Source organism: Ottowia thiooxydans DSM 14619 (genome assembly GCF_000422885.1).
Classification (GTDB): Bacteria; Pseudomonadota; Gammaproteobacteria; order Burkholderiales; family Burkholderiaceae_C; genus Ottowia; species Ottowia thiooxydans.
Genome location: NZ_AUGX01000001.1, coordinates 733,108 through 758,863, shown reverse-complemented (window position 1 = coordinate 758,863; position 25,756 = coordinate 733,108). Strand labels below are relative to the sequence as shown.

At 57.8% G+C, this 25,756-nt stretch carries 26 protein-coding genes; 10 read left to right on the top strand and 16 right to left on the bottom strand.

From position 1 onward, the window contains the following. Positions 1–82 precede the first annotated feature (82 nt). The 6 genes from hemF (at position 83) to rng (ending at position 5,032) form a co-directional block, all read left to right on the top strand. Positions 83–1,003, top strand: coding sequence for an oxygen-dependent coproporphyrinogen oxidase (gene hemF, locus G518_RS0103665; RefSeq protein ID WP_028601371.1), 921 nt, complete (start codon positions 83–85; stop codon positions 1,001–1,003). Beyond that, positions 1,000–1,617 carry a nicotinate-nucleotide adenylyltransferase gene (gene nadD, locus G518_RS0103660; protein WP_028601370.1) on the top strand — a complete coding sequence of 206 codons (618 nt, stop codon included), beginning with the start codon at positions 1,000–1,002 and terminating at the stop codon, positions 1,615–1,617. The genes hemF and nadD overlap by 4 nt, the downstream gene beginning before the upstream one ends. Then, positions 1,617–2,321: a ribosome silencing factor gene (rsfS, locus tag G518_RS38255; RefSeq protein ID WP_051235944.1), complete on the top strand. Its 705-nt coding sequence runs from the start codon at positions 1,617–1,619 to the stop codon at positions 2,319–2,321. Before nadD ends, rsfS begins: the two co-directional genes overlap by 1 nt. A 60-nt stretch (positions 2,322–2,381) precedes the next feature. Next, positions 2,382–2,852, top strand: a complete 471-nt coding sequence (rlmH, locus tag G518_RS0103650) for a 23S rRNA (pseudouridine(1915)-N(3))-methyltransferase RlmH (protein ID WP_028601368.1) — start codon at positions 2,382–2,384, stop codon at positions 2,850–2,852. 12 nt (positions 2,853–2,864) lie between these two features. Next, complete coding sequence (locus tag G518_RS0103645) at positions 2,865–3,467, top strand: Maf family protein (protein ID WP_028601367.1); 603 nt, start codon at positions 2,865–2,867, stop codon at positions 3,465–3,467. Between the two features lie 71 nt (positions 3,468–3,538). After that, positions 3,539–5,032, top strand: coding sequence for a ribonuclease G (gene rng, locus G518_RS0103640; RefSeq protein ID WP_028601366.1), 1,494 nt, complete (start codon positions 3,539–3,541; stop codon positions 5,030–5,032). Between the two features lie 128 nt (positions 5,033–5,160). On the opposite strand, the gene G518_RS40605 is transcribed toward rng, so the two are convergent. Continuing rightward, complete coding sequence (locus G518_RS40605; protein ID WP_051235942.1) at positions 5,161–7,272, bottom strand: midcut-by-XrtH protein; 2,112 nt, start codon at positions 7,270–7,272, stop codon at positions 5,161–5,163. 162 nt (positions 7,273–7,434) lie between these two features. Next, complete coding sequence (locus tag G518_RS33745) at positions 7,435–8,124, bottom strand: DUF4336 domain-containing protein (protein WP_036593236.1); 690 nt, start codon at positions 8,122–8,124, stop codon at positions 7,435–7,437. Between the two features lie 140 nt (positions 8,125–8,264). Between G518_RS33745 and G518_RS0103610 the strand changes: the two genes are divergently transcribed. Then, the gene (locus tag G518_RS0103610) at positions 8,265–9,089 is read left to right on the top strand and encodes a helix-turn-helix domain-containing protein (protein ID WP_245597888.1); all 825 of its coding nucleotides are present in this window, start codon (positions 8,265–8,267) and stop codon (positions 9,087–9,089) included. A gap of 72 nt (positions 9,090–9,161) precedes the next feature. Here the strand turns inward: G518_RS0103610 and G518_RS0103605 are convergent, their stop codons facing one another. The 10 genes from G518_RS0103605 to G518_RS0103560 form a co-directional block, all read right to left on the bottom strand. Further along, positions 9,162–9,761: a carboxymuconolactone decarboxylase family protein gene (locus G518_RS0103605; protein WP_245597887.1), complete on the bottom strand. Its 600-nt coding sequence runs from the start codon at positions 9,759–9,761 to the stop codon at positions 9,162–9,164. 89 nt (positions 9,762–9,850) lie between these two features. Next, a complete protein-coding gene (locus tag G518_RS0103600) occupies positions 9,851–11,092 on the bottom strand; it encodes a thiolase family protein (protein ID WP_036593234.1) in 1,242 nt (413 codons plus the stop codon). Beyond that, entirely contained in the window at positions 11,089–11,796 is a 708-nt protein-coding gene (locus tag G518_RS0103595) for an ABC transporter ATP-binding protein (RefSeq protein WP_028601360.1), read from the bottom strand. Before G518_RS0103595 ends, G518_RS0103600 begins: the two co-directional genes overlap by 4 nt. Then, a complete protein-coding gene (locus G518_RS0103590; RefSeq protein WP_028601359.1) occupies positions 11,793–12,545 on the bottom strand; it encodes an ABC transporter ATP-binding protein in 753 nt (250 codons plus the stop codon). Before G518_RS0103590 ends, G518_RS0103595 begins: the two co-directional genes overlap by 4 nt. Then, the gene (locus G518_RS0103585; protein ID WP_028601358.1) at positions 12,542–13,519 is read right to left on the bottom strand and encodes a branched-chain amino acid ABC transporter permease; all 978 of its coding nucleotides are present in this window, start codon (positions 13,517–13,519) and stop codon (positions 12,542–12,544) included. The genes G518_RS0103590 and G518_RS0103585 overlap by 4 nt, the downstream gene beginning before the upstream one ends. Beyond that, a complete protein-coding gene (locus G518_RS0103580) occupies positions 13,516–14,373 on the bottom strand; it encodes a branched-chain amino acid ABC transporter permease (protein ID WP_028601357.1) in 858 nt (285 codons plus the stop codon). Before G518_RS0103580 ends, G518_RS0103585 begins: the two co-directional genes overlap by 4 nt. 127 nt (positions 14,374–14,500) lie before the next feature. After that, positions 14,501–15,697, bottom strand: a complete 1,197-nt coding sequence (locus G518_RS0103575) for an ABC transporter substrate-binding protein (protein ID WP_028601356.1) — start codon at positions 15,695–15,697, stop codon at positions 14,501–14,503. A 37-nt stretch (positions 15,698–15,734) separates the two neighbouring features. After that, positions 15,735–16,544 carry an SDR family NAD(P)-dependent oxidoreductase gene (locus G518_RS0103570; RefSeq protein ID WP_028601355.1) on the bottom strand — a complete coding sequence of 270 codons (810 nt, stop codon included), beginning with the start codon at positions 16,542–16,544 and terminating at the stop codon, positions 15,735–15,737. A 46-nt stretch (positions 16,545–16,590) separates the two neighbouring features. Then, positions 16,591–17,778, bottom strand: coding sequence for a lipid-transfer protein (locus tag G518_RS0103565; protein ID WP_028601354.1), 1,188 nt, complete (start codon positions 17,776–17,778; stop codon positions 16,591–16,593). Positions 17,779–17,836: 58 nt separating this feature from the next. After that, positions 17,837–19,402, bottom strand: coding sequence for an AMP-binding protein (locus tag G518_RS0103560; protein WP_028601353.1), 1,566 nt, complete (start codon positions 19,400–19,402; stop codon positions 17,837–17,839). Between the two features lie 248 nt (positions 19,403–19,650). Between G518_RS0103560 and G518_RS0103555 the strand changes: the two genes are divergently transcribed. Next, complete coding sequence (locus tag G518_RS0103555; protein WP_028601352.1) at positions 19,651–20,349, top strand: hypothetical protein; 699 nt, start codon at positions 19,651–19,653, stop codon at positions 20,347–20,349. 221 nt (positions 20,350–20,570) lie between these two features. Here the strand turns inward: G518_RS0103555 and G518_RS0103550 are convergent, their stop codons facing one another. After that, complete coding sequence (locus G518_RS0103550) at positions 20,571–21,353, bottom strand: anti-sigma factor (RefSeq protein WP_028601351.1); 783 nt, start codon at positions 21,351–21,353, stop codon at positions 20,571–20,573. Positions 21,354–21,360: 7 nt separating this feature from the next. Then, positions 21,361–21,936 (bottom strand): sigma-70 family RNA polymerase sigma factor, encoded by a 576-nt coding sequence (locus tag G518_RS0103545; protein WP_028601350.1) that lies wholly within the window; start codon positions 21,934–21,936, stop codon positions 21,361–21,363. Positions 21,937–22,105: 169 nt separating this feature from the next. On the opposite strand from G518_RS0103545, the gene G518_RS0103540 reads away from it, so the two are divergent. Together G518_RS0103540 and G518_RS33740 are read left to right on the top strand one after the other, a co-directional pair. After that, a complete protein-coding gene (locus tag G518_RS0103540; protein WP_051235987.1) occupies positions 22,106–22,702 on the top strand; it encodes a ferritin-like domain-containing protein in 597 nt (198 codons plus the stop codon). Then, positions 22,702–23,133 (top strand): c-type cytochrome, encoded by a 432-nt coding sequence (locus tag G518_RS33740; RefSeq protein ID WP_245597886.1) that lies wholly within the window; start codon positions 22,702–22,704, stop codon positions 23,131–23,133. Before G518_RS0103540 ends, G518_RS33740 begins: the two co-directional genes overlap by 1 nt. A gap of 91 nt (positions 23,134–23,224) precedes the next feature. Here the strand turns inward: G518_RS33740 and G518_RS0103530 are convergent, their stop codons facing one another. Next, complete coding sequence (locus tag G518_RS0103530) at positions 23,225–23,539, bottom strand: DUF2322 family protein (RefSeq protein ID WP_028601348.1); 315 nt, start codon at positions 23,537–23,539, stop codon at positions 23,225–23,227. Positions 23,540–23,763: 224 nt separating this feature from the next. Then, on the bottom strand, positions 23,764–25,752 hold the full coding sequence (gene mnmC / locus G518_RS0103525) for a bifunctional tRNA (5-methylaminomethyl-2-thiouridine)(34)-methyltransferase MnmC2/FAD-dependent 5-carboxymethylaminomethyl-2-thiouridine(34) oxidoreductase MnmC1 (RefSeq protein WP_028601347.1): 1,989 nt from the start codon (positions 25,750–25,752) through the stop codon (positions 23,764–23,766). Between the last annotated feature and the right edge of the window lie 4 nt (positions 25,753–25,756).

The following is a 25,756-nucleotide window of genomic DNA, read 5'->3' as shown; positions in this document are numbered from 1 at the left end:
GCTGCGTCTCGACTTTCTGAGCCCTATTTCCTTCTTCCCCCAAGGGGGAAGGGGGCATGCTCCCTTGCAATGAAAAGCTGACATGGCATCACTTGATCCCAATAGCGTGCGCGAATACCTTGTTGGTTTGCAGCAGCGCATCACCAGCAGCATCGAATCGGTCGATGGCCAGGCTTGTTTCATCACTGATGCCTGGTCCAAGGCGCCTGGTGAGCCTTTGCAAGGCGAGGGCATTACCCAGATCATGGAAGGTGGTGCAGTTTTTGAGCGTGCTGGCTGCGGCTTTTCGCATGTGCGAGGCCCACGGCTTCCGCCTTCGGCGACGCAGCATCGGCCAGAGTTGGCGGGCGCTCCGTTTGAAGCCATGGGTGTTTCGTTGGTGTTTCACCCGCGCAACCCCTATGTGCCTACGGTTCACATGAACGTTCGCATGATCTCTGCGGGGCACCCTGGTCAGGAGCCGGTATGCTGGTTCGGGGGAGGGATGGATCTCACGCCCTATTACGGATTTGACGAAGACGCGGTGCATTTCCATCAGGGCTGCCGTGATGCACTGGCCCCTTTCGGTGAAGACAAGTACCCCCGCTTCAAGCAGTGGTGCGACGAGTACTTTTTCAACAAGCACCGCGCAGAACCTCGCGGCATAGGCGGCATCTTTTTTGATGATTTCGCCGAAGGTGGTGCGGAGAATGGTTTCGCGATGATCCGTTCTGTAGGCGATGCGTTTCTGCAAGCGTACTTGCCCATCGTGGAAAAGCGCCAAGCCCTGCCATGGGGTGAACGCGAACGCGAACACCAACTCTACCGGCGAGGCCGCTATGTGGAATTCAACCTGGTGTGGGACCGCGGCACGCACTTTGGCTTGCAATCCGGCGGCCGCACCGAATCTATCTTGCTTTCCATGCCGCCTTTGGTGCGTTGGTCATACCAACACGTTCCCGAACCTGGCTCGGCGGAAGCACGCTTGACCGAGTACTTCCTCGTGCCCAGGAGCTGGCTATGAGCGCGCCGCGCCGCCGCATAGGCATGTTTGGCGGTGCCTTTGATCCGCCGCACAACGGCCATGTTGCTTTGGCGCGCATTGCGGTGGAGCAATTGCGCCTGGACGAGCTGCATATTCTTCCAACCGGCCAAGCGTGGCACAAGGCGCGGGTGCTGAGCGATGGCCCTGTGCGTGTAGCTATGTCGGAGCTTGCTTTTGCGGGTGTTCCACGCGTGGTTCTTGATACCCGGGAAGTCATGCGCGAGGGCCCCACCTACACTGTTGATACACTACGCGAGTTGCGACAGCAATCTCCCGATGCACAGCTACTGCTGATTATTGGTGCTGATCAAGCTGAAACGTTGCATACTTGGAAAGACAGCGCAGAGATTGCGCGGCTGGCCATTCTCAGCATCGCCGCGCGTGCGCGCCCGGTATCAGATGCTCCGCCGGCCGATATTTCCAACCTTCCACCAGGCTTCTACCAGCCTATTAATCTTCCACCTATTGTCGTCAGTTCGACTGAGGTAAGGGCCCGCGCTGCTGCTGGCCAACCTATCGAACATCTCGTGCCGCCGGCTGTAGCGCGGTATATTGCCGAAAATCACCTTTACCAGCTGCCCCCGAGCCCTTGATGAGCGAAACTGCCCAAAAGAAAGACATCCTGAAACTCCAGCGTGCCATCATTGATGGTCTGGAGGACGTCAAAGCCCAAGATATTCGAGTGTTTAACACCGAACATCTATCGCCGCTGTTTGAGCGCGTCTTGGTGGCCTCCGGTACATCCAACCGGCAGACCAAGGCCATCGCTGCCAGCGTGCGAGACAAGGTGCGGGAGGCGGGCTTTCCCAAGCCGCGTATCGAAGGTGAAGAAAACGGTGAATGGATCATTGTGGACTGTGGCGCCGCCGTAGCCCATGTCATGCAGCCAGTCATTCGTCAGTACTACAACCTGGAAGAAATCTGGGGCGATAAGCCTGTGCGCCTGAAAGGTCCAGCTTCTTCCAGCAAGTCAGCTGGGAAGCGAGCTGCAGAGCCCACGCCAGCCGCTAAATCTGCGCCTGCCAAAAAAGCAGCCGCCAAGGCGCCTGCAGCGAAATCAGCGCCTGTTAAGGCGGCCCCCGCCAAAGCAGCCGCTGCTAAGCCGCCGGCCAAGAAGGCTGCTGCAGCCAAATCGCCTGCTGCAAAAGCACCTGCCAGCAAGTCACCAGCCAGTAAGGCTCCAGCCGCGAAATCTCCTGCGGTAAAAGCCCCGGCCAAGACCGCTGTGAAAGCAACTGCCCCGGCAGCCAAGAAAGCTGTAGCTAAAAAAGCTCCAGCCAAGAAAACATCCGCTTGAGCGCTCCTGCCCGCAAGTGCACTTAAGGGCGTGTTCAAAGCTCATGGCGACTAGCGGGTTATGAAGCTCATCATCATTGCGGTGGGCCAGCGTGTGCCTGCATGGGCACAGCAGGCCTGGGATGACTACGCCAAGCGCTTCCCGCCCGAGATCCGCATCGAGCTCAAGGCTATCAAGACAGAGCCGCGCGCGGGTGGCAAAACGGTTGAGCAGCTCTATGCCGCCGAGCGCACCCGCATTGAGGCCGCCATTCCCCGTGGTGCCCGCATCGTGGTCCTGGATGAGCGCGGTACGGCATTGACTACCACCGCCCTGGCAGAACAACTGAAGCAGTGGCAACTGGGTGGGGGTGATGTGGCTTTGATCATCGGCGGCCCGGATGGCCTGGACCCCGCACTGCGCGCAGCAGCTCATCAGCGCATCCGCCTTTCTGATCTAACCTTGCCTCACGCCATGGTGCGTGTGCTGCTGATTGAGCAGCTGTACCGCGCATGGTCGGTCAATGCAGGGCACCCCTATCACCGGGAGTAATGGTGAACCACCATGCCTGATTTCATCTACCTTGCCTCCCAAAGCCCGCGCCGCCGCCAATTGCTGGAGCAAATTGGCATTCGTCACGAACTTTTGCTTCCGGGCAACGATGAAGATGCGGAGGGCCTTGAGGCTGTTTTTCCAGGAGAATCACCTCGTACTTATGTGCACCGCGTGACCTCCCTCAAGCTGGAGGCTGCCGTACGGCGGTTGCAAGTACGGGGGCTGCCTCTTGCCCCGGTGCTGTGCTCTGATACCACGGTAGCGTTGGGTCGCACCATCTATGGCAAACCTGCAGACGAGCCTGACGCCGTACGTATGCTGAGTGAATTGTCAGGCACCACGCATAGAGTGCTGACGTGCATCAGCTTGTGGCATGAAGGCCGCGAACTGCAAGCTCTGAGCGAATCGCGCGTGCGCTTTTCGCCCATGACTGTGGCACAGGTAAACAGCTACGTTGCCAGCGGCGAACCTATGGGAAAGGCCGGAGCGTATGCGGTGCAAGGGCGTGCCGCTGAATACATAGAGCACATCAGCGGCAGCTATACCGGCATCATGGGCCTGCCTCTCTTTGAAACCATGAAGCTTTTGCGCTTGGTGGGCGTGGCTGCGTAGCGAGAGCTGGTAAAAACAAGTTTGGTGCGGTGTTCCGAACGCCGGATGAAATAGGGGGGAGAATGCCCAACATGCAGCAAGACATTCTCATCAATTGGTCACCCCAGGAAACCCGTGTGGCCATCGTCGAACATGGCGCGGTACAAGAGCTACACGTGGAGCGCGCGCTGGAGCGCGGCTTGGTCGGCAATGTGTATTTGGGCAAGGTGGCCCGCGTGTTGCCCGGTATGCAATCGGCGTTCATTGACATAGGTCTGGAGCGAGCCGCCTTTCTCCACGTGGCCGATGTCTGGCAGCGTCCTTTGGCTGGCGAGAGCCTGCCTGCCCACCGCACCACAAGCGTTCCTCCCAAGCCTATAGAAAAACAGGTGTTCGAGGGTCAAACTCTGATGGTGCAGGTCATCAAGGACCCTATAGGCACCAAAGGCGCTCGCTTATCCACGCAGATCAGCATTGCCGGGCGCATGCTGGTATTTCTTCCGCAAGACGAGCACATTGGCATTTCCCAGAAAATCCCCGCCGGCCAGCGAGACGCTCTGCGTAGCCGGGTGCAGGCATTGGCAGGGGAGGGGACGCAAGGGCAGGCACGCGGTGGCTACATCCTGCGCACCAACGCGGAAGACGCTACTGATGCCGAGCTGGGCGAAGACATTGCCTACCTTCGTAAAACCTGGACCCGCATCCGCGAGGCATCGGTCAAGTTGCCACCCACCAGCCTGCTGCACGAAGACCTGAGCCTGCTGCAACGTGTGTTGCGAGATCTGGTGAATGAAGAAACTCAATCCATCCGCTTGGACTCACAAGATCAGTTCAAACAACTCACTGCCTTTGGCCAGGAGTTCATGCCCGCTGCGGCTGAGAGGCTTTCGCTTTATAAGGGCGAGCGGCCCATTTTTGATCTCTATTCGGTAGACGATGAAATCGCCAAGGCGCTGGGGCGCCGCGTAGACCTGAAATCAGGTGGTTACCTGGTGATTGACCAGACGGAAGCCTTGACCACGATCGACGTCAATACCGGCGCATTTGTAGGCGCCCGCAATTTTGACGACACGGTGTTCAAGACCAACCTGGAAGCCGCGCAAGCTATCGCGCGGCAGCTCAGGCTGCGCAACCTGGGTGGCATTGTCATAGTTGATTTCATCGACATGACCCAAGCCGAGCACCAACAGGCGGTGCTTTCAGAATTCAAAAAGCAGTTGGCCCGTGACCGCGTGAAAACACAGACCGGCGGTTTTTCAGCGCTCGGATTGCTGGAGATGACCCGCAAACGCACGCGTGAATCTCTGGCCCAGTTGCTTTGCGAGCCGTGCGCCCAATGCCAGGGCGCAGGCCGTGTGCGCACCGCGCGAACCGTGGCTTACGACATCTTGCGTGAAATCCTGCGTGAAGCCCGGCAGTTCAACCCCAAGGAGTTTCGCGTGGTGGCCTCGCAGGCTGTCGTGGATATGCTGTTGGACGAGGAAAGCCAGCATCTGGCCGGGCTGTCAGATTTCATTGGAAAGCCTATCTCGCTACGGGCAGAGTCCGCCATGGGACCGGATCAGTACGATATTGTGTTGCTTTGAGAGGGGAGCGGCCTGTCGTAGTGCCTGTTGAAGCAGGTGGCAGAAATTCCACGGTATGGCGGCGATCTCTTTTGATTGAAGCGGGGCAAGGGTCAAGCGCTCAACGCGAGTGTCCCCGTTCCCAGCTTTCACGGGGTGAATGTACGCACGCATCTCGTCCGCATTGCTAAGGTCTTGTTGCTCGAACTTTCTGACCCAGAAGTAAACGATAGGCTCCCTGCAAGAGCGAGAGGGGTAAACTGGGACTCGGTGGAGGACCAGTACGCATCGCCAGTAAAACCGCCTACATCGGTCCTGTTGGTGAACAGCAATGCCAACTGGCTGCTGGCAGGAAGAAACCAGTCGTTGTAGCAGGCGTTGCCAGGCTGGCAAGGCGTGTTTCCCTGAGAGTCCACTTCATAGCTACTGCACAACTTGGCGGCATAGGGCACGCCGTTATTGTTGCCATAAAAGGCTTCGATGGCCACGGTGTTGGAGGCGCCATCGGTCAAACTTTGCGCTCCAGGCCCCGCTATAAAAAGCTCACCCCAAGCAATGCCAGGGCTGTTATCCGTTGTCGCCGCAATCAGGTTATTCGATCCTCCGCCGAGCGCTGCAATCTTGCCGCCTCCGCTGCTTTGCCCCACGGCGGTGGCGAGGTAGATGTAGCCGTTGGAAAGAAGCGCCGCCCCGCTCGGCGTCATCACCACAATGTCCACGGCGCCCGCTGCGTGCGCAGGCGTCACCGCAGTGATGGTGCTGGAGTTGAGCACGTTGACGTTGGTTGCCGGTACACCGTCAAAGGTGACGCTCGTTGTCCCGAGCAGGCCAGAGCCTGTCAATATGACCCCCACTCCGCCCGAGGTGCTCCCGGAACTCGGGGAAACTTGAGTCACAGTAGGCGGGAGCATGTAGGTGTAGCTCTGGGGCGCTAATGCTGACCCGCTCGGCGTGGTCACCGCAACGTCTACGAGAGCCGCCACGTGTGCTGGCGCAATCGCAGTGATGGAGGTGGAGCTGTTCACGATGAACGTGCTTGCGGGTATGCCGCCAAAAGTGACGCCCGTGGCTGCAGTCAGTCCGGTGCCCGTCAGAACCACTGAGGTTCCACCCGCTGTGCTCCCGGAACTTGGAGAAACCTGAGCCACAGTAGGCGGGAGCATGTAGGTATAGCTCTGGGGCGCTGGTGCTACCCCGCTCGGCGTAGTCACCGTGACGTCTACCGTACCCGCTGCGTGTGCGGGCGTAATCGCAGTGATGGTGGTGGAGTCGACCAGGTTGACAGAGGTTGCGGATATGCCGTCAAACGTGACGCCCGTGGCTGCAGACAGCCCGGAACCTGTCAGAGTGACTGAGGTTCCGCCCGTTGTGCTCCCGGAATTTGGAGAAACTTGAGCCACAGTAGGCGGGAGCATGTAGGTATAGCTTTGGGGTGCTAATGCTGACCCGCTCGGCGTGGTCACCGCAACGTCTACGACACCCGCTGGGTGTGCAGGCGTGATCGCAGTGATAGTGGTCGGGTTGATCACGACGACAGATGCCGCTGCAATACCGCCAAAGGTGACGCCCGAGGCTGCAGTCAGCCCGGTGCCTGTCAAAGTGACCATGGCACCACCGGCTGTACTGCCAGAATTCGGGCTGATAGCCGTCAGCGTGGCGGCCGGTTCAGGTACAAGAGCGCGGCAGATCGCTTCAACATCCACTCGGCAAACGGCGCTAGTGGCCAGCGTGGCTCCCACGGTGCATGCAGGGTGCGGAGACGGGACGGGCACCCCAGGGGGCAGTAGCGTGTTGGCCGGGTTAGTGGCAAAACATTCGGCCAAATCGGGCGGATCGATCGCTTCAATTCGCAGCGCAACGCCTGAGGCGTTGCTGAAGTCCGCAGGCTGAAAGCCCGTGAACCCCCCCGCAGTGATGGGGACAACACCAATGGAGAGTGTCTCTCCGGAGGAGTTGGTGAACGCATTGAGTGCCTGCGCCATCAAGCCCGAACTGTGCCCGGCCAAACCGGCAAGAGCGCCCACCAGAACGAGCGACACCACTCGTTGCGCGCCGCGGCTGCGCCGCAGCGACCACCATCCGGCGAACACAAGCACCAGAAACAGGGCTGCAAGCGCCAGGGGGTTGTCCACTGGTACAGCAGTCAGAGGCGCAAGGGGGGCGGCCGCCGGGCTGGTTGATATGGTTTGGGCTGTGGTAGCTATGGGCAACAACAGTGCAAGCAGTGCAAATGGGCCAGCGCTAACAGATTTAACGGTCATCAGTCACATCTCTGCAAAGTTGAGGGGTAATTAGATGATGCAAAGTATCACAACTTGTTAATTTGTCGAGTTGAGTATCACAAAAACGCTATCTTTTTTTCGCAATGACAGCTTGGGCTGATCAGAAAACTTCTTGTGATTCATTTCACTCCTTGCCGCGGCTTAACGGAGTGGTGCGGCAAACACCCTCAGGGCGTGGGTTATCTGGGCGTAGGCATTGGTCTCGATGATGGTGTTGTGCGCGACCACTATTCTGGAAATTGGCCATTGCAGTAGCCGCTCGGCGCTCCGGGCCGCAGCTTGCTTATCGCGTACCAGTGCTCGGACGGTGAGAGGTACGGCGGGCTTATGGCGAACCCCTGTCAGGATCGCATAGGCTTGGGTTGTCCAGCGAAGTTTGCCTTGCCACCATTGAACCAGGTCGGTCACTATCAGTGTGCCTGTGGGTCGATGAAACCAAATCGATTCACGGCCCGCTGGAATTCCCTCAAACGTCAAATGCTCCAGGTCAGGTTCCCATTCCTGGTTTTCGCCGGTGGGCAAGTCTCTGAGCGCCTGCAGATCTGGGCGCTTCTTGCGAAGGCCAGCTGGGCCGTAGACGAGTGCTTCAGGGTAGGCATCGGAAAAGAGGCCCAGAAACAGATGGTGGAATAGATTCGGGGCCACGATGAATGCCACACGACCAAGGGCGTCGAGCTGGAGCCGCGTTTCATCGTCCAGGGGGATTGGTGAGTGAACGAACAACTTTCGATCAGGTAGGCGCACCACCGTCATGCGCGTAGTGATGGGCAGCCCGTTGGCTGTGAAGCTATGGACGGCGTGCCAGATGTTCGTATCAATAGGTTGGAGCATTCGCACATGTTGCCAGCGCGTCTGCCCGTTGTATTGAACGATTCCGACATTTTTTGAAGTTGTGCGTCTCCTAAAATCTCAGCATGGTTTCAGATTTTCCGCCCCTCTCAGGTGCGAGCTCACGTCTGTGGTTACCCAGAATGTCTCTCACCGGTTGCGTGCGTGGCGTAATGGCGCGAGACACCAGGGGCGTGCCACTGAAGCCTGAGCAACGGTTCAGTCACTATCCGGCCACACCGATGTGCACCATCAGTTGGTGGTTCACCGGCTCGGTGGAAATGCTGGCACCCGGTGCAGCCACCACCGCATTCAGCCAACGCTCACCTGTGTCGTCGTCTGTGGCATTTGGAGGTCCGTTCGCCCGCCCATCGGCAACGTGGAGTTCCGGCCCGGTGCACGGCATGATGTTGCTTTTGCTTCCTGACGCGGTGCATTACCTCACGGGAGCAGATCCCGGAAACTGGATGAATCGCCTGGTTGACGTTTCTGAAGTTCTCCCGCAAGAATGGCTGCAAATGTGCATGTCTGTAGCTGCCGAGCAGACAGATGAGGGGCGGGTACGCCTTATCGAAGACTTCCTGGATCCAAGATGGCAAGTCGTACGTCCCAAACAGGTGATAGGGACGCATCGCTATGCAGACTGGGTAAGTGGTCTCGCGCTGCATGCGGCGCTATCGCGGACAGGCAAGAGCCTGCGCCAGATAGAGCGCAGGGTTCTGCGTTGGGCAGGACAACCCCTGCGGGAACTTAAAGGCTTCAGTCGCGCAGAACGCGCATTCTTCGAAGCCATGGAAGCCAACGAAGCTGAGGCGGTGAAATGGTCTGGATTGGCGACGGATGTGGGTTACTCGGACCAGTCGCACTTATGCAGGCAGTCGCGTCGTATTACGGGCTTCACGCCGAAAGAGCTTTGGGATCGGATCCAGCATGACGAAGGATTTTGGCCTTACCGAATTTGGCAATGACCCAGCCGGCGCTGCTTCTACGCAGTGCTCTATGCAGAGAGGTTCCAGATCAAGTGCCAGCGTGTTGTGCGGTCAGGCGTTCAGCTCTGAGAGCCATTGGACATGGCTCAGGGCCTCCGATGGAACAGACTCCAGCGCCGACCCCATCAGACCGTTCCAGCGGTTGAACCACCCCGTCATGGCTACACACGAAACGATCTCTATGATTTCTTCATCAGAGAAAACGGACTTGGCCTGCTCCATCGCCAGAGCCGGTTCACGCACCGGCAAGGCGCCGCCGGCACTCGCTATGGCCAGCGCCTTCCTCTCCTTGTCCGTGTATTGCGGATCGTCCAGATACGATGGCAGAGCAGCCAGCTTTTCCCAGGAAACGCCAAGATGATGCGCGACGTGAATAAGGTGCGTCGTCGTGTAGCGGCACTCTGCTCCGCGCGCAGCTTCTGCCGCAACCAGAAACCGCAGTGATTCCGTGAGCAGCCCATCACCTCGTAGCGTGACCCCTAGAAGCTTCATCAGCCCAGGTACTACACCGGGTTTGCGCGCCATGGTTAGAAGCGCGTTGGGACGATAGCCTACAAAACTCACCAGCTCTTCGAGCAGTGGATCCTTGGATCGGGGGTCATGCACATCTAACGGCTCAATGCGTGCAGAGAGTTCAGTTTTCATGGACATATATTGAGCTCCAGCATTCGTAAGCGAGGACATTGCACTCCGGCCCATCGGGAGTGATGAATTCATGAAGGGTGTCAGGGGCCCAGTGCTCAGCGGCCAAGGATGGTGATGACTGCAGCGGCTTCTTCCACACCGATAAAGCCACCACCGTTTTCGGCAATGCCCAATCGCGCGTTTTCGACTTGACGCCCGCCGGCCTCGCCTCGAAGCTGGGTGACCAACTCGTAAATTTGGGCTAGCCCTGTTGCTCCGATAGGATGACCGCGCGAGATCAAGCCTCCCGAGACGCTGACGGGGATACGACCACCCAACGTGGTGGCACCAGACTCCACCAGAGGTCCGCCTTCGCCGAACTTGCAGAACCCGAGATTCTCTGTTTGCTGGATTTCTGCGAATGCTGTGGCGTCATGCACCTCGGCAAGGGACATGTCGCCGGGACCCACACCTGCGATTTCGTAGGCTTGCAAAGCAGCGAGATGACATAGGTGCCGATCAAATTCATGGGCCTGCCGATCGGATCCCGAGCGCAATACGCTGGCTAGTACACGTATGGCCCTGCTGCGGTGAGCCATCTTCTTTAAGCCGTGCTCATTGCACACAATGGCCGCTGCCGCACCGTCGCTGATCGGAGAGCACATGGGCAACGTTAAAGGCCAGGAGACGATGCGGTCGTTCAACACTTGATCGACGCTCATTGGATACTGAAACTGTGCAATTGGATTCAGAGTGGAGTGGTTATGGTTCTTGGCAGCCACTGCGGCCAGCTGACGCTGGGTGGTGCCGAACGCTTCCATGTGCAAACGGCTCAAGTTGGCGTAGATGTCCATGAACGGGCTCCGCTGTCCTGGCTCGGGGGTGCCGGTGGGAGGCTGCACCGAACTCCCAAGGCCACTGAGCAACGCCATTTGTGCCTCTGTGTCATGAACATCCCACGCCCCGTTGAACACCCCAAAGGATTTGGCACGATCGAGAGAGAACAGTTTGTCGACACCAACGACCAGGCAAATGTCGCCTTCTCCGGAAGCTACATAGAGTCGCGCGGCATTCAAGGCGGTGCTGGACGTTGCGCAGGCATTCTCAACGTTCGTCACAGGAATGCCGCTGATCCCCATCGCCCTTAACGCGACTTCCCCCGGAACACTGGTCTGCCCTTCAATATAGCCCTGACCTGCAGTACCAAAGTAGGCCGCTTGAATTTGCGATGGCTCACAACCCGCGTCCTGCAGAGCAGCGGTCACTGCCTGACTGACGAGGTCTTTGACGCTTCTATCGAGTTGCTTGCCGAAGTTGGTAATACCAATCCCTGCGACATAGATGTTCTGAGTGATCATGATGGTGCCCCTGTCGTAATGAGTCCTTCGACGTGCGCACGCTGCGCGTCGAGTTCTTGGGAAGTTCCTGACCAGACGACTTGGCCGTGATCCAGGACGTACTGCCGGTGGGCTAGCTTCATGGGCACCTTGAGGTTCTGTTCAACCAGAACAATGCCGGTGCCCTGGTTGTGAACTTGGGAAAACACTCGAACCAGTTGGTCGACGATGACCGGTGCAAGGCCCTCGGTTGGCTCGTCCAGCAAAAGCATGCGCGGATTTCCCAGTAGCGCTCGGCCAATGGACAGCATCTGCTGTTCGCCACCGGAAAGCTGATCACCGCCAAAGCTGAGGCGCTCCTGCAGACGGGGAAAAATATCGAGGACGCGCTCGAGCGTCCAATGCCCCGGCCGGTGGCCAATGGCACCGATCTTCAAGTTTTCCAGCACTGAAAGGTTTGGAAAGATCCGGCGCGTGTCTGGAACCAACGCAACGCCAAGCTTGGCAATGGCTTCGACACCGTGAGTTGAGATGTCCTGGTCGCCGAGCAGGCGCCGGCCAGCGACAAGTGGCATCAACCCGATCAAAGCTTTGAGCAAAGTCGTCTTCCCCGCGCCATTGCGTCCGACGATGGCCACGATCTCGTGAAAATCGATCCGGACGGAAATCTCCTCCAGCGCCAATGCCTGCCCGTATTTGACGCTCGCATTTTCTAGTTGGATCACTCCGCATCCTCCCCAAGGTAAATGGACCGTACGGCCTCATTTTTCTTGATGACCTCCGGAGCGCCGCAAGCGATGACCGAGCCGTTGCTCATGACCACGATTTCACTGGAAAGTGACATCACGGCCTCCATGTTGTGCTCGATCAACAGCACGGTGCGGCCCTGTGAAACGTTCTTGATCAATTGCAGGGCAGATTCAATTTCATGATGCCCGATGCCCGCCAGTGGTTCATCCAGCAACAAAATCTTGGGATCCGGTAGCAACGTAACTCCCAGCTCCAGCGAGCGCTGTAAGCCGTAGGGCAAGGTGCCCGCAATGTCGTTGCGGTAGGCAGTCAACCCAGTCAACTCCAGGATGGAATCCAATTGCTCGCGAAACTGCTTGTCGAAATGGCGGCTAATCCAGAACGGCTGGAATCCGGGCCGTCGGGATTGCGCCGCGATAAGCAGGTTCTCGTTGACAGTCATGTCGCCGAAGATTTTGATGATCTGAAAGCTCCGGCCGATTCCCATGCGGGCGCGCTCGTATGCCGGCCGCTTGCTGATGTCTTGGTCGCCGCAGTACACCTGGCCCGAATGGCGCATTTGCCGCCCCGCCAACACGTTCAATAGAGTCGTTTTTCCAGCGCCGTTGGGCCCGATCAAGCCGTAGATACGTCCCTCCCGGAACTCATGGTTTACATCGTTGACTGCTTTCAAAGCGCCGTAGCTGACGGTCACACCCTGACACTTGAGTGCGACGTTGTTCATTTGATGCCTCGCTGGCGCAATTTCCGGCTGTTTTGGTATGCAGCGAAACCCTTCTCCAATCCGCCGACAATGCCGCGCGGGAAGAATATGGTGGCGAGAATGAACACCAGCCCCAGGACTCCGTACCAGTACTTGGTCCAGCCGCTCAGCCACTCCTTCAGTACCTCGAAGACGATCACGCCAACCGTTGCGCCCCACAGCGTGCCAGAGCCACCCAGAAGGGTCATGATGATCACATCACCGGAGGTCGTCCAGTGGAGCATCTGCGGGTTCATATACATCAACAGGGATGCCAACAAGGCCCCTGCCAGACCGCTCAAACCACCTGAAATCACAAAGGTAATCTGTTTGTAGCGGTTGACGTTGAAGCCGAGTTGGTCGGCGCGGGTTTCATTACTTCGGATGGATGCGATCACACGGCCAAATGGTGAGCTTCGCAGGGAGATCACCGCGAGCATGACCAAGGTGTAAACGCCCAGAACAAACCAGTAGTAATTCACTGGGTCGTAGAAATCAATGCCAAATAAATTGGGGCGCTCGACACCAGAAATACCGTCAGTTCCACCGGTGAAAGCGCGCAGCTTGCTGTCTGCCAAGATGAATATCAATTGGGACAAGGCCAAAGTCACTAGTGCAAAAAAGATGCCAGATACCCGAAGGGCAAAAAAACTAAATAGCAGTGCAAAAGCTGCACCTAATACTATGGCAAGGCCCGCGCCAGTGAAGAAAGAAAATCCATATTTTTGAGTTGCAAGAGCCACTGCATAGCCTCCCACACCCAAGAAAGTGGCATGCCCGAACGACACCATTCCCAATGCACCAAATACAAAATCAAAACCGATAGCGAATATTGCCCAGATGGCTGACAGAGTTACCAGTTGAATCAGAGCTTCCTCTGGGTGAACGAAGGGCAACAAGATACCTGTCACCGCCAGCATTAAGCCGAAGTAGATGTCGAATCTCAATATCTTCATGCGGTCCTCGCTGTCCGGAAGAACAAGCCTTGGGGGCGCGTCAGAAGAGTGCCAATAAGTAAGGAAAAGGTCATGATGTCAACCCAACTAGGCAGGTAAACATAGCCTATGGCTCGCACCATCCCAATTAATAGAGACGCAGCTATAGCCCCTCGGATATTTCCAAGACCTCCTAAAATAACGACAATGAAGCAGTCAATGATGGTATTGGTTGCCATGCCCAACTCAATGGGGAAAAGAGGCGCTGCAATCGAACCAGCCAAACCCGAAAGGCCGCAGCCTGCAGCAAAAACCGCCATGCGAATTGCACCCACTGGTAAACCCAGTATTCGAACCATTTCGGCATCACTGCTTGCCGCTCTCACGAGCATACCGAAGGTGCTTTTTTCTAACACGAAATACAGGCCAATTGAGACAATGGCGCCGAAGCCGATTACAAACAATCGATAGATGGGTAGAGTGCTCCCGAGCATATCAACGGTGCCACTCAATACTGCGGGAATTGCGACTTCCTGGTATCCAGGGCCCCAGATGAATCGCACCATGTCACTCAGAACCAGAATCAGGCCAAATGTCAGAATGAGCTGATAGAAGTGAGGGCGCTCATAGAGCGGCCGAAGTGCCAGCTTTTCGACCACAGCTCCCACTAATGCGGTCAAGAGCGTGGCGGAAAGAACCCCAACCACGAATGATCCCGTCCGCTTTCCGGCTTCATACGAGACATATGCTCCCAGCATGTAAACCGCACCGTGGGCAAAATTGATCACACCCAGCATTCCGAAAATAAGCGTGAGTCCAGCTGCTAGCAAAAACAGCAGCATTCCCAGACTCAAGCCAATCACAACAGTTGACATATCAATAACCGATTACGATTCGAATGGGAGAGCAGGTAACGGAAGAGGCTTTTCTAGGTGCTGTCGGACTTGGCAGTTGCCAGCGATCCAAGTCCGACTGGCTCCTAGGCCCATGCGCCGAAAAGCTTCAGCTCTTGCAAGCTGTGAAAAGCTTTGACTCTGGGAAAACTTTGGTGATCTTCATGGTCAAAGCGGGCGCAGGCGCGGTGCCTTGCACGACTTCTCCCCAAAAGCCGACTTGCAGCGCCTGATGATCACAAGCACGCATGGTTTTTTTGCCCTCTACAGAATTTTCACGGGTGCTGTTTGCGAACGCATCCACCCACTTTTCCTTATCCCAGGATCCTGTTTTTTCAACCGTGTCCAGCCACCACGACATGCCATCGTAGGCCTCTCCCGCGGCCATGGGGGGCAGCGCACCGAATTTCTTTTGGTAGGCCTCAACGAATTTGCGGTTGGCAGCGTTGTCGATGGAGTAGTGGTAGCGCAAACCGGTATTAACCCCCAGTGAAGTCGGTCCTACGGCTGCTGCCATAGTTTCATCAGCGGCGACAGGGCCAAAAACAACTTTTCCCTTGCTAAGGTTTACTTGCCCCGCTTGTTTAAGGAAAGTGACCACGTCCGAACCCGTTAGCATCAATATGACGCCATCTGCATCTGATTTGGCAATCTTATCCACAATAGATGAATAGTCTCTATTGCCGAATGCTGGGAAATCTTCCCCAACAATTTTTATGCCTTTTTGCGTGGCTTCTTTTTTAACCCACTCCCATCCATCTCGCGTCGCCTGGTAATCAGCGGTCACGGCATAAATTTTCTTCAGCCCTTTTTCCTGTGCATACACCAATGCCATGCGATTTTCCATATCCAGATTATTGGATGTGCGGAAAGCATAGCGAGAACCACCAGGCACAGTAATTTTGTCGTCAGCTGAAATTGTGATGAGATGAGGTATTTTCCGCTGCTTGGTGATATTCATGATGGCGAGCGTGGAAGCAGAGCTCAACGCGCCAAAAATCATGTGCGACCCTTCTGATATCAACTTGGTCGCTTTTTGAACGGCTGGCTGTGGCTTGGTTTCGTCGTCTTCCCACGCCATGTCGATGGGAACACCCAGTACTTTTCCACCGCGCTCGTCAATAGCGATTTGCACGCCTTTTCGCATATCCTCGCCCAACAAGCCATATGGCCCAGAAAGTGAAATCACTCCGCCGATTTTGAATTTATCTGGTTTGGTCTGCGCATGCCCTAAAGGTGCCAGGCCTACCGTGGTTATCGCAACCACCACAACACTTTTTTTGAACCACGTTGTAAATTTATCCATGATATGTCTCCTTTAGTTGACCAAAATTAATTGAGAATTAACCAATTCGAGCTGAAATTCCGCCGTCCACCACTATTTCGGCGGAAGTAATATATTTGGATTCATCGCTTGCTAGCCACAGAGCCGTATTTGCCACATCCCAGGCATCTCCCATATGCCCCATCGGGCACTGCTGGTCCCGCTTCGCCAGCATTTCCTCTACGGATTCCGTGTGGTATCCATCAGCCAGTGATATGAGGGGCTGCCTAACCATCGGCGTGTTCATCAATCCAGGCATCAACACGTTCGACCGAATGCCCTGTTTGGCATATTGCAAGGCAACACTGCGGGAAAATCCGAGCACCGCAGCCTTTGACGCGCTGTAGGAAACGTAGGCCACACCGCTGTCGCGGATGCCGGCCACCGAACCTATATTCACGATGCTCCCTTTGCCCTTTTTGAGCATGGAGGGAATAACGTGCTTGCAGGTAAGGAACATCGATGTAACATTGACATCGAAAACCAACTGCCAGTCCTGCAGGCTTTGTTCGACAACTCCTCCAATTCGAGCAGTGCCCACGTTGTTGATCAGAATGTCGATCTCACCCAGGGTCTCCACGCAAGCTTTGACCAATTTCTCTACCGCGTCAGCATCCGTCACATCGCACTGGGCGACGTGCATGGCTCCGCCCTCGTTTTCCACGATCGCCTGGGTTTCCTGCGCTGCGCTTAGATTGATGTCACAGCCATAGACCTTGGCCCCCTCACGCGCAAACAGCGCGGCCATTGCCTTCCCATTGCCCCAGCCTGGCCCCGATGAACCACAACCGGTAATCAGAGCTACCTTGCCTTCCAAACGTTTACCCATCGCATACCCTTTTAAAAAGTGCGTCAAGCCCTAGGAGGCGGTTGGCTCAGTTCGTACGCCCGTAAAGGGTCACCACAGTGGCGCCACCCAGACCTGCGTTGTGTTGCAGAGCGTGTCGTGCGTTCGGAACCTGCCGTGCCTCGGCGGTGCCGCGAATCTGGTGCGTGAGTTCGAAACATTGCGCCAAGCCGGTGGCGCCCAGAGGATGCCCCTTGGACAGCAGCCCACCCGAAGGGTTGACAACGACCGCACCGCCATAGGTATTCGCCTCGGAGTCGACGAAGGACGACCCTTCTCCCACTCCGCAAAAGCCGAGGGCTTCGTAACCGAGTAGCTCGTTCTGAGCGAAGCAGTCGTGCAATTCGCACACGTCGATGTCCTCCGGCCCCACGCCCGCCGCCTCATAGACTTGGCGAGATGCCTCGCGCGACATCTCGAACCCCACCACAGAAATCGCTGATTTGGCGCTGAACGTGCCTTCGTAATCTGAAACGAGCGACTGCCCCAACACCTCGACGTTGGAGTTGAGCCCCATCTTTTGGGCAAACTTCTTGCTGACGAAGATCGCCGCGGCTGCACCACACGTCGGAGGACAGGCCATCAAGCGCGTCATGGTGCCGGGTACTAGTGAAGAACTGGCCAGCACCTCTTCGGTCGTGACCTCCTTGCGAAACACGGCCAATGGATTCTTTGCAGCATGCCGACTCGCCTTCGCCCTGATCTTGGCGATGGTTTCCAGAGAAGTGCCATACCGTTCCATATGCTCCCGGCCAGCTGCCGCGAAGTAGCGGATGGCCATCGGCAACTCGGGGTGGCCAAACACCTCATCCATGACGCCGTTGAATTGATCAAGCGGATCAGGTCGATCATCCCAGTGACTCTTCAAGGCGCCTGAGGGCATCTGCTCGAAACCAACTGCCAGGGCGCAGTCCGCCGAACCGTTTGCCACGGCTTTGCGGGCAAGGTAGAGCGCGGTGGAGCCAGATGCACAGTTGTTGTTGACGTTGATCACAGGTATGCCGGTCATGCCAACTTCGTAGATCGCACGCTGTCCGCCGGCAGAGTCTCCATAGACGTAGCCTGCGTAAGCCTCCTGTATGTCGGAATAGGCCAGGCCGGCGTCCTGTAGCGCTTGGCGGATCGCCTGTGCGGCCATCTCCGGGTATGGGAGGTTGTCTCCGGGCTTTTTGAAGGGGGTCATGCCTACACCGGCAACTAGAACGGGCTCTTGCATCGCGAATCTCCGGGTTGATAACGTCATCACGCGTGTTTGGGATGAATTTGCGCTGGGATCAAGACACCATCCGTTCCTGGTGTTGCCAGTACTTCTTTCGGACTTCTTTCTTGAGCACCTTGCCCACCGTGCTGCGGGGCAACTGATCAACGATTTCGACATCCTTGGGTGCCTTGACGCTGCCTAGCCGGCTCTTGACGAACTGGATGAGTTCCTTTGGCGTCACGGATTGATTGGGTCGCAACTCAATGACTGCTTTGACCGCTTCGCCCCATTTTTCGTCGGGTACGCCTATGACAGCGCAGTCCTTCACGGCCGGGTGGGCCATGACTGCAGCTTCGACTTCCGAGGAGAAGACATTGAAGCCGCCGGTGACGATCATGTCCTTCTTGCGGTCGACGATGAACAGGAAGCCTTGTTCGTCAAAGTAACCCACATCGCCTGTGCAATGCCACCCGTGGCGCTGCACCTCCGCCGTGGCGTCGGGGTTCTTGTAGTACCCTTGGGTCACGATGTCGCCCTGAGCGACAATCTCGCCGACGGCACCCGGTTGAACGAGCAACTTCCCGTCATCGTCCATGATCGCTACCCGCGTAAACGGGAAGCGACGTCCTGCGCTTAGCAGCCGCTGACGCGGCGCCACCCCTCCGTCGATCAAGTGATCTTCCACTCTGAGTACTGAGATGGCACCAGGCACTTCAGCTTGGCCGTAGATTTGCAGCATGACCGGGCCAAAGACCTCAATGGCCTCGGCAAGCTTGTCAGGCGACATAGGGGCTGCGCCGTACATGAGGTAGCGCAGGGCCGAGAAGTCAAAATCCCGCACATTGGGCTGTGCCAGAAGTGCATAGATGACCGTCGGCGGCAGGAACAGCATGTTGACTTGCTCTTGCTCCATCACCTTGAGCAGGTTTTGCGGATCGATCCCGTCCATCAGGATGACGCGGCCACCACGCGCAATGAAAGGCATGGCGACCAGCCCCGCCGTGTGGGTGATAGGTGCCGCAGCCAACACCGTCATGCGGTCGGTCACCTGCATTGCCGACATGTGGTTGGCCAGGGTTGCCGTCAAGTTGCGGTGGGTCAGCATGACCCCCTTGGAACGCCCCGTGGTCCCACCGGTGCCCATGATCATGGCCAGCGACTGCGGTTGCGAAGGTGCCGAGAACATCTCGCTCGACTGGCCCTGGATCAGTTGGTCGACGGACAGGTCCGTCCTTGCGGACTCGCCCAGCGAAATGTAATGGCGAATGCGGGGGACTTTGGCGCGGATTTCGGCTACCTGATCGGCGTAGCTCGCTTGGTAGAAAAGTACATCGCAGTCCATGTCTTGCAGGAACTCGATGTTGGTCTCCACGCTGTTGCGCGCGTTGACAGGCAACCAGACACCTTGGGCGCGTAGAACCCCTAGCAACGCTGTGAATGCGGCTTCCGCGTTGCCGCTGAGTACCGCACCATGAAAGCCGGGCTCAAATCCCAGGCCTTGTAGTCCTCTTGCGATTTGGGAGGTCAGCGCTCCTGCCTGGGCATAAGTGATAGCTGGAGCATCGTGACCGCAGTCCACAAAGCAGGGAGCATCTGGGTAACCAGCGAGGCCGGCGTCGAAAAAGTCAATCAGATTCATTGCAAGCTCCCCAGTTCGGGTTGTGTTTGCTGACCCACTGGTGCCGCCAACTGACCTGTTCCTGGCGAGAACGGAAGCGGCCGGCTCTCCCCGTTGGCGGACTGTGGATTTACAGCATTCTTTATGCGAGCATCTGAGGTGTACATATTGCCTATTCGGTACGTTTGCGTCACTATTGGTACCATTAAATCCATCGAGCGGTACCAAGTCAACCGTCTGGGTACCGTATTTAGCTAGGAAAAACCCGAATGAGAAAAGCGCTCACAGATGAAGAGTTCTTCGATGGACTAATCCAGTTGTTTCTTGCTGAAGGAGTTAGAAACCTGACGGTGGGAGAGATGGCTTCACGCTTGCGCTGCTCGCGGCGTCGCCTCTATGACATCGCGCAGACCAAAGAGGAGATCTTCTGCACCACCGTCAGTCGCTTCTTTTATGGAATTCTTGAAGAGGGCAATGCGCTGACTCGCAGTGAGAAGAACCTGACTGCAGCGATTGCTGCCTACCTTGAGGTAGGTGTGCGGGCAGCCAGCCGAATCGGTGTGCAGTTCCTCAAAGACGTTGAGGATTCGGAGGCGGCACGGACCATTTTTGACAACTACCAGCAGGCAAGAACGGTAAGACTTTCACAGCTGATCGACGAGGGCGTAAGCCAAGGCGTATTCGTCAAGTGCCACGGACTCGTGGTGTCCGAACTTATCCTGGGAGCGGCACTGCGACTGCGCCGGCCCGCGTTTCTCGCGAAAGCCAATCTGACGATCGAAGACGCTTTCCAGGAGTTTTACCGGATATTGCTGGGCGGACTTATGGTCGAAACCGCTCCGCTGAAATTGGTGGAACGTGAAGGTCAGGCCCGAAAAGCCAACGTGCGAGGTTTGTCCGAGACACAACCACCAACTGGCGATGATGAGGTCGGGACGCTGTTGTTGGACGCTTGGAACCGCGACTAGGAGGCTGTCGGACTTGGAGCGCCGATAGCGAAAATGGACCGCTGCGGCCCATTTGCAGCCGGCGATTTCCAAGTCCGACAGCCTCCTAGGCGCAGGCCCCGTACATACAAGCAGTTCAGGCACTTTCCTGTCTTGTCGTCAGCGTCCTTCGAAGCCGACGAAGGCGACGGTCTGGGATGGTCCGGATTGGCGGTGCGTGTTGCGCAGTCCGATAAGTCGCCTTACATAAGCTTCTGAATCAACGCGCCTTTAAAGAGCACGGGTCCAGTGGGGCCAGTCTCGCTGGGTACTCCCCCTTTGGGCTCGAGACTGATTGCCAACGTTGGCACTTCGCGCACATCGCTTTCCCCAGCGGTGAGGCGCAGCAGCTTATCGTTGCTGAGCACACCGAGCGATTTTGGGCCACCGGAGGGCGGGAGGGCCCAGAGTTGTAGAGACCTATCAGCTGATTCCTGGTAGTTACCCACGCGTTGCAGGATTAGCTTTTTGTTCTTGGCGTCGAAGGTCACCAGCATGGACGCCGCAGCTTTGTCGTCCGCCAGTACTGCCACATATTGAATTTGCGGTGCGGCTTGTAGCGTGGCAATCTCGCTATCCAACTCCTGGCGCACGTTCAGCCCCACAACGACTGCGGCCACTGTGGCTGCAGCGCCGACCGCACTGCTCACCCGCCAAAAACTCAGGCTGCGTAGCCAGCCGCCCCGACCTTCGTTAGAACCTCCGGCTTGAATTGCGCGGTGTCGTACTTCTGCCTGGGTCGCTTGCTCGCGATCGGCGCGGACGAGATTGTCTATCCGGGTCCAGACGACGGGTGCGGGTTGGGCGCTGGGTTGCAGTTCGTTCAGGCTGGACATCCGGCTTTGCCAAATGAGTGCCGCTGCGCGAACTGGGGCTTGTTCGCGGGCGATGGTCTCGAAGCGGCGGCGTGCTGGGCCGCGCAGTGTGCCTAAGGCGTAGCTGGCTGCCAGGCGGTCCAGCAATTCAGGGTTTTGGTGAATTTTCATGGCAGCCTCACGCGAAACGAGCCATGCAAAGGCGCAGTTGGTCCAGGCCTCTGCGTATCCAGGTTTTCACTGTGCCAAGCGGAAGCTGTAATTGGGCGGCTAGTTCGCTATGGCTCAAATCACGCATATAGGCAAGTTTGACCACTTCGCATTGCTTGCTCTCCAGCCGGCCAAGGCATTGATTCAGGGCCCATGCTTGCTCACTGGCCTGGGCGGTGTCCAGCGGAGTGGGGTCATCGCTTTGGAGCGTATCGGCGAGAGTGACGTCTATCTCCTGGGTGAGGTGGGTGCGCGCTGCGGCACGGCGGCGCAGCAGGTCCAGGGCACGGCTGCGCACGATGAGGCCCATCCAGGCCATGGGGGGGCTCAAGGACGCGCTGTATTCAGGGGCTAAGCGCCAGATGTTCAGGAAGGCTTCTTGCAGTGCGTCTTCCGCAAATTCCCGGTGGCTCACCACACGCAGCGCCAAACCATACAGCTTACCTGCGCACGCTTCATACAGCGATTTGAGGGCAGCCTCATCTTTAAGCGCAATGCGTTGAAGCAGAACGATGAGTGTGGCGTCGGAGTGTTCTGCGTTCATATGTTCATTGTGTTCTAAACCAGGTACGCAGGAAACCTGGGATTGGATTCAAACCATTTTTTTTGAAATTGCTGAATCCAGGTGGCAAGGGGCGCGCGTATTCGATTGGAGAGCTGCAAATACCAACCTCGGTAAGTGGCTCTCGATCTCACTAAAAAAAGGACCCACCATGACAACCATTATTCAATCTCCTGCCGCGGTTTCTTCAGTGGCATCCCGTCGTAACTTCATGGGCCGCACCGGCGGGCTTTCAGCCTTGGCAGTGGCTATGCTCGCAGGTAAAGATGCATTGGCACAGGGCATGGCAGGTGACACGTCCAAGGACGTCGGCATTCTGAACGTCGCTCTGGGCCTTGAGCATGAGGCTATTAATGCCTACCAACTAGGTGCCGGTAGTGGCTTGCTCCAAAAGCCAGTGCTGGATGTGGCGGTGCGTTTTCAGGCCGACCATAAAGCCCACCGCGATGCGTTGATCGCCACCATCCAGAAGCTTGGTGGCGCACCCGTCATGGAGAAAAAGCTGGATGAATATGCCAAGGCCCTGAAGGCTGACACTCTGCGCAGTCAGAGCGACGTGCTGGATCTGGCTGCCCGCCTGGAGCTGGGTGCCACCAATGCCTATCTGGGTGTGATTCCTGCGTTTGGCAACAAAGATCTGGCCAAGGTGGCAGGCCGCTTGGCTGCAGACGAAACCATGCACTACGTGCTTCTTCTTAACGCACTGGGCCGCCCGTTGCCCGCCGGCGCTTTGTCCTTCGGTGCGTGATGGCCGTGTACACCCACATCCGACGATGCGCGTGGGTGCTGTCTTTTGCGGTGACGGGGGGTATGCCAGCAGTGACGCAGGCCGAAGGCCTGGTCCCCTCGGTCAGCCGTGGACAGCAGCTGGTGGAGAGTCGCTGTTTCGCCTGCCACAGCCTCGACACCCACCGCGTAGGCCCCGCCTTGGGCGGTGTGGTTGGCCGAAAGGCAGGCAAGGCAGAGGGCTTTGTCTACTCGAAGGCGATGACCGCGGCCACCCACACCTGGAATGCTGCAGGCATCAAGGCATGGTTAACCGACCCTGAGAAAGTGGTGCCCGGGCAGGCCATGAACTACCGACTTGACGAGGCGCAGGACAGGGAAGACGTGGTGGCGTATCTGGTGAGGCTGTCTACGCCTGCGAAAAATAGGTCCGCAGGAAATGCGCCAGACTGATTAGCCAGCACGTGGCGGCTCATGCAGGTTTCAGCAAACGTGGATATTCCCCTTTTGCAAAAAGACCTGGCGTCAGACCGTAGCGTCAGAGTTACGCCGCGATAGTTTTCACCGCGTAGCCCTTACCGCTTTCGATCACTTCCAGCAGTCGGTCAATGTTGGGGTGGTTGCCAGGGTTTTTACGGGCGTCGTCGGTATGTTCTGCAAACAGAACCAGTCCCTCTTGTGCGGCCGCTGCATTGATGCTCCCGTGCTTGGCCGCCAAAGCTGCGTACACAGTCACTGAGCCTGCTTTTCCAGGTTGATTGGGGATGGTGGCTACGACGTCGCCAGCATCGTTGAGTAATTCAATAGCGGCTATATGAGCGATCGAGGGCAGGGTGCGCAGATTGTCGGCGAAGGCCATGAGAGTTCTTGGTGATTAAGTTGAACAAGTCGTAGTATCGTAAACGGAGCGATGCGCGGTGACTTCAGCCACCACGGTCCTACGGAAGCACTGCCTTGCGAGCGCGCTCGCGGGGCAACACGCACGATAGCTTGTGGCTGCACGCCGCGCCCCTTGCATCCCATCCCGCACTGGCACTCGCGCGGCCCGGTTGCCCGGCGCCCGAAAAGACCATGAATACTGTCCTAAGGCGTCAATCGCCCCGCGCGTAACTTTTCAGCCAGGCTGCGTTCCACGGGCAGAGGCTCGCCATGAAGCCAGGAGGCGAGGATTTCGCCACAGAGCACGGCCAGCGTCAGGCCGCGCGCGCCAAAACCGGTGCAGAGTTGCAGCGCGCAAGGCTGCGCATCGTCATTTGTGCCAGTAGTAGCGTGTTTGCCTCCCAAGGCGCCAACGGCGGGAAGGCGGTCGGGGAGGGTGGCGCGGACACCTGACCAGGCACGCGCTCGGCCGTCGGGCCATTGGCTATCAATAGCGGCAGCGGCCAAGGGTAGGAGTTCTGCGATGCGCTGGCGATTGTGGGCATGGTCAGCGTCTTGCAATTGGGCTTGTGGGTTGCCTCGCTCAAAGGTGGAGCCTGTGACCCACATGGCCCCATCTTGAAGCGGTACGTGAGCAATCAGGCTGCCGTGGCCGTTGACTGGAAAAGTGGGCAATGCCGCATTACTCGTATTCCCCGGCATCGGGCCAAACGCGACTTGGCCGCGCAGGGCGTTCAGGGGCAGCGATCCTCCGGTGATCGCCCGTGTATCGAAACCCGCCGAGACGACGACTAATTCCGCCTCCGCCAACATCGCGCCGCTTTCATCCAGTACGTACCACACAGGCGAATCCGCATCCGAGGAGCCTTCGAGCCTGTGCACGTTTTGGTTGCCGCGCCACTCGATGCCGGGCGCTTTCAGCATGCTGCGCACCAGCATGGCGGGCCTGATCCATCCGGCTTGCTCGTGCCAGAGGGCCAGACGGGCTTCGTCCAGCGGTGCCGCAGCCTGTTGCGCTTTTGTGATGGTTTCCGGTGCAGTGGATGAGTAGGTGGTGGAGCGGGTGGCCTTTGAATCAGATTTTTCTTGCCATGGCGTGGGGAGCCTCCGCTCGCCGGGCGCGTGGCGCTCCAATACGCCGGTCGGAGCAAATTCAATGCCTTCGCGCAGTAGCCAGCGGGCTCGCCCCAGGGTGGCTTGTGCGCCGGCTCGGGTGAGGCGTGAAAGGGGGCGGTCGTCTGGTGAGACATGGGGCGCGACCACACCGGCTGGTAAGCCACTGGCTCCAGCGGCGGGTTCGGCAGCGCGGTCCAACACGGTCACTTGCCAGCCCCGCTGGGCCAGGCTGTAAGCGCAAGAAGCACCCGCCAGGCCGCTACCTATGACGATGCAGCGGCGGGGTGTCGCTCCGCCGGGTAGCGGCAGGGGGGATGCGTCGGCTCGGGCTTTGGGCTCCCATCGTGGGTCATACACCGCGCGCAGAGCATGTCGTTTCGGTGGAAGTCCCGGTACGCGTTTGACGATGAAGCCGCAGGTGCCCAGGCGCCGGCGCATTTCACCGACCACGCACCAGCTGGCAGCCAAGGCGCCTCGTCGGGCGAGGCGAGCTATGGCCTTCATGGTGTGGATATCCCACATCTGCGGGTTCACGCTGGGGCTGAAGCCGTCCAGGTAGATGCTGTCGAACTGGCCGGTCAATTCGCTCAGCATGGCTTGAGCATCCCCAATAGCCAAGGTGAGTTGAATCTTGCCGCCTTCAAATTCCATGCGGTGGACCCCCGGCAGCAGGCCATGCCAGCGAGCTGCCAATTCTTGCGCCAGTGGGGCCAGTTCGGCAAAAGGCTCCGCACTGCGCAGGATGTGGGCAGCTTCGGGCGGCCAAGCCTCAACTGCGCTGTAGAAGAGGCGATCGGGCCTGGTGGCATCCGCGCGCCATGCATGCCACGTGGCCAAGAAATTCAGGCCAAGGCCAAAGCCGGTTTCCAGTATCTGCCACCGTGGGGCGTTGGCCCAGGCAGATGCACCGTCGGCAGCCAGCAAGCCGCACCCTCGCAAAAACACGTGGCGAGCTTGCTCCAGCCCGGCGTCACTGTCTCCTTGCGGGTTGCTGCCGCGATAAACGACGCCGAAGCGCGGGCTGACGGGTAGGCCGTCATCGCTCCAGACTACCGTTTCTTGTGTCTCCGGCTGCATCGCT

Excerpts from the sequence above, each read along its gene's own strand:
- hemF (WP_028601371.1), top strand. The coding sequence starts at position 83 with ATGGCATCACTTGATCCCAATAGCGTGCGCGAATACCTTGTTGGTTTG.
- nadD (WP_028601370.1), top strand. The coding sequence starts at position 1,000 with ATGAGCGCGCCGCGCCGCCGCATAGGCATGTTTGGCGGTGCCTTTGAT.
- G518_RS0103570 (WP_028601355.1), bottom strand. The coding sequence starts at position 16,544 with ATGGGTAAACGTTTGGAAGGCAAGGTAGCTCTGATTACCGGTTGTGGT.
- G518_RS0103580 (WP_028601357.1), bottom strand. The coding sequence starts at position 14,373 with ATGTCAACTGTTGTGATTGGCTTGAGTCTGGGAATGCTGCTGTTTTTG.
- G518_RS0103540 (WP_051235987.1), top strand. The coding sequence starts at position 22,106 with ATGACAACCATTATTCAATCTCCTGCCGCGGTTTCTTCAGTGGCATCC.
- rlmH (WP_028601368.1), top strand. The coding sequence starts at position 2,382 with ATGAAGCTCATCATCATTGCGGTGGGCCAGCGTGTGCCTGCATGGGCA.
- G518_RS0103605 (WP_245597887.1), bottom strand. The coding sequence starts at position 9,761 with ATGTCCATGAAAACTGAACTCTCTGCACGCATTGAGCCGTTAGATGTG.
- G518_RS0103575 (WP_028601356.1), bottom strand. The coding sequence starts at position 15,697 with ATGGATAAATTTACAACGTGGTTCAAAAAAAGTGTTGTGGTGGTTGCG.
- G518_RS40605 (WP_051235942.1), bottom strand. The coding sequence starts at position 7,272 with ATGACCGTTAAATCTGTTAGCGCTGGCCCATTTGCACTGCTTGCACTG.
- G518_RS0103565 (WP_028601354.1), bottom strand. The coding sequence starts at position 17,778 with ATGCAAGAGCCCGTTCTAGTTGCCGGTGTAGGCATGACCCCCTTCAAA.
- rsfS (WP_051235944.1), top strand. The coding sequence starts at position 1,617 with ATGAGCGAAACTGCCCAAAAGAAAGACATCCTGAAACTCCAGCGTGCC.
- G518_RS0103585 (WP_028601358.1), bottom strand. The coding sequence starts at position 13,519 with ATGAAGATATTGAGATTCGACATCTACTTCGGCTTAATGCTGGCGGTG.
- G518_RS33740 (WP_245597886.1), top strand. The coding sequence starts at position 22,702 with ATGGCCGTGTACACCCACATCCGACGATGCGCGTGGGTGCTGTCTTTT.
- G518_RS0103530 (WP_028601348.1), bottom strand. The coding sequence starts at position 23,539 with ATGGCCTTCGCCGACAATCTGCGCACCCTGCCCTCGATCGCTCATATA.
- G518_RS0103610 (WP_245597888.1), top strand. The coding sequence starts at position 8,265 with ATGTCTCTCACCGGTTGCGTGCGTGGCGTAATGGCGCGAGACACCAGG.
- G518_RS0103600 (WP_036593234.1), bottom strand. The coding sequence starts at position 11,092 with ATGATCACTCAGAACATCTATGTCGCAGGGATTGGTATTACCAACTTC.
- G518_RS33745 (WP_036593236.1), bottom strand. The coding sequence starts at position 8,124 with ATGCTCCAACCTATTGATACGAACATCTGGCACGCCGTCCATAGCTTC.
- G518_RS0103550 (WP_028601351.1), bottom strand. The coding sequence starts at position 21,353 with ATGAAAATTCACCAAAACCCTGAATTGCTGGACCGCCTGGCAGCCAGC.
- G518_RS0103555 (WP_028601352.1), top strand. The coding sequence starts at position 19,651 with ATGAGAAAAGCGCTCACAGATGAAGAGTTCTTCGATGGACTAATCCAG.
- rng (WP_028601366.1), top strand. The coding sequence starts at position 3,539 with ATGCAGCAAGACATTCTCATCAATTGGTCACCCCAGGAAACCCGTGTG.
- G518_RS0103545 (WP_028601350.1), bottom strand. The coding sequence starts at position 21,936 with ATGAACGCAGAACACTCCGACGCCACACTCATCGTTCTGCTTCAACGC.
- mnmC (WP_028601347.1), bottom strand. The coding sequence starts at position 25,752 with ATGCAGCCGGAGACACAAGAAACGGTAGTCTGGAGCGATGACGGCCTA.
- G518_RS0103645 (WP_028601367.1), top strand. The coding sequence starts at position 2,865 with ATGCCTGATTTCATCTACCTTGCCTCCCAAAGCCCGCGCCGCCGCCAA.
- G518_RS0103590 (WP_028601359.1), bottom strand. The coding sequence starts at position 12,545 with ATGAACAACGTCGCACTCAAGTGTCAGGGTGTGACCGTCAGCTACGGC.
- G518_RS0103560 (WP_028601353.1), bottom strand. The coding sequence starts at position 19,402 with ATGAATCTGATTGACTTTTTCGACGCCGGCCTCGCTGGTTACCCAGAT.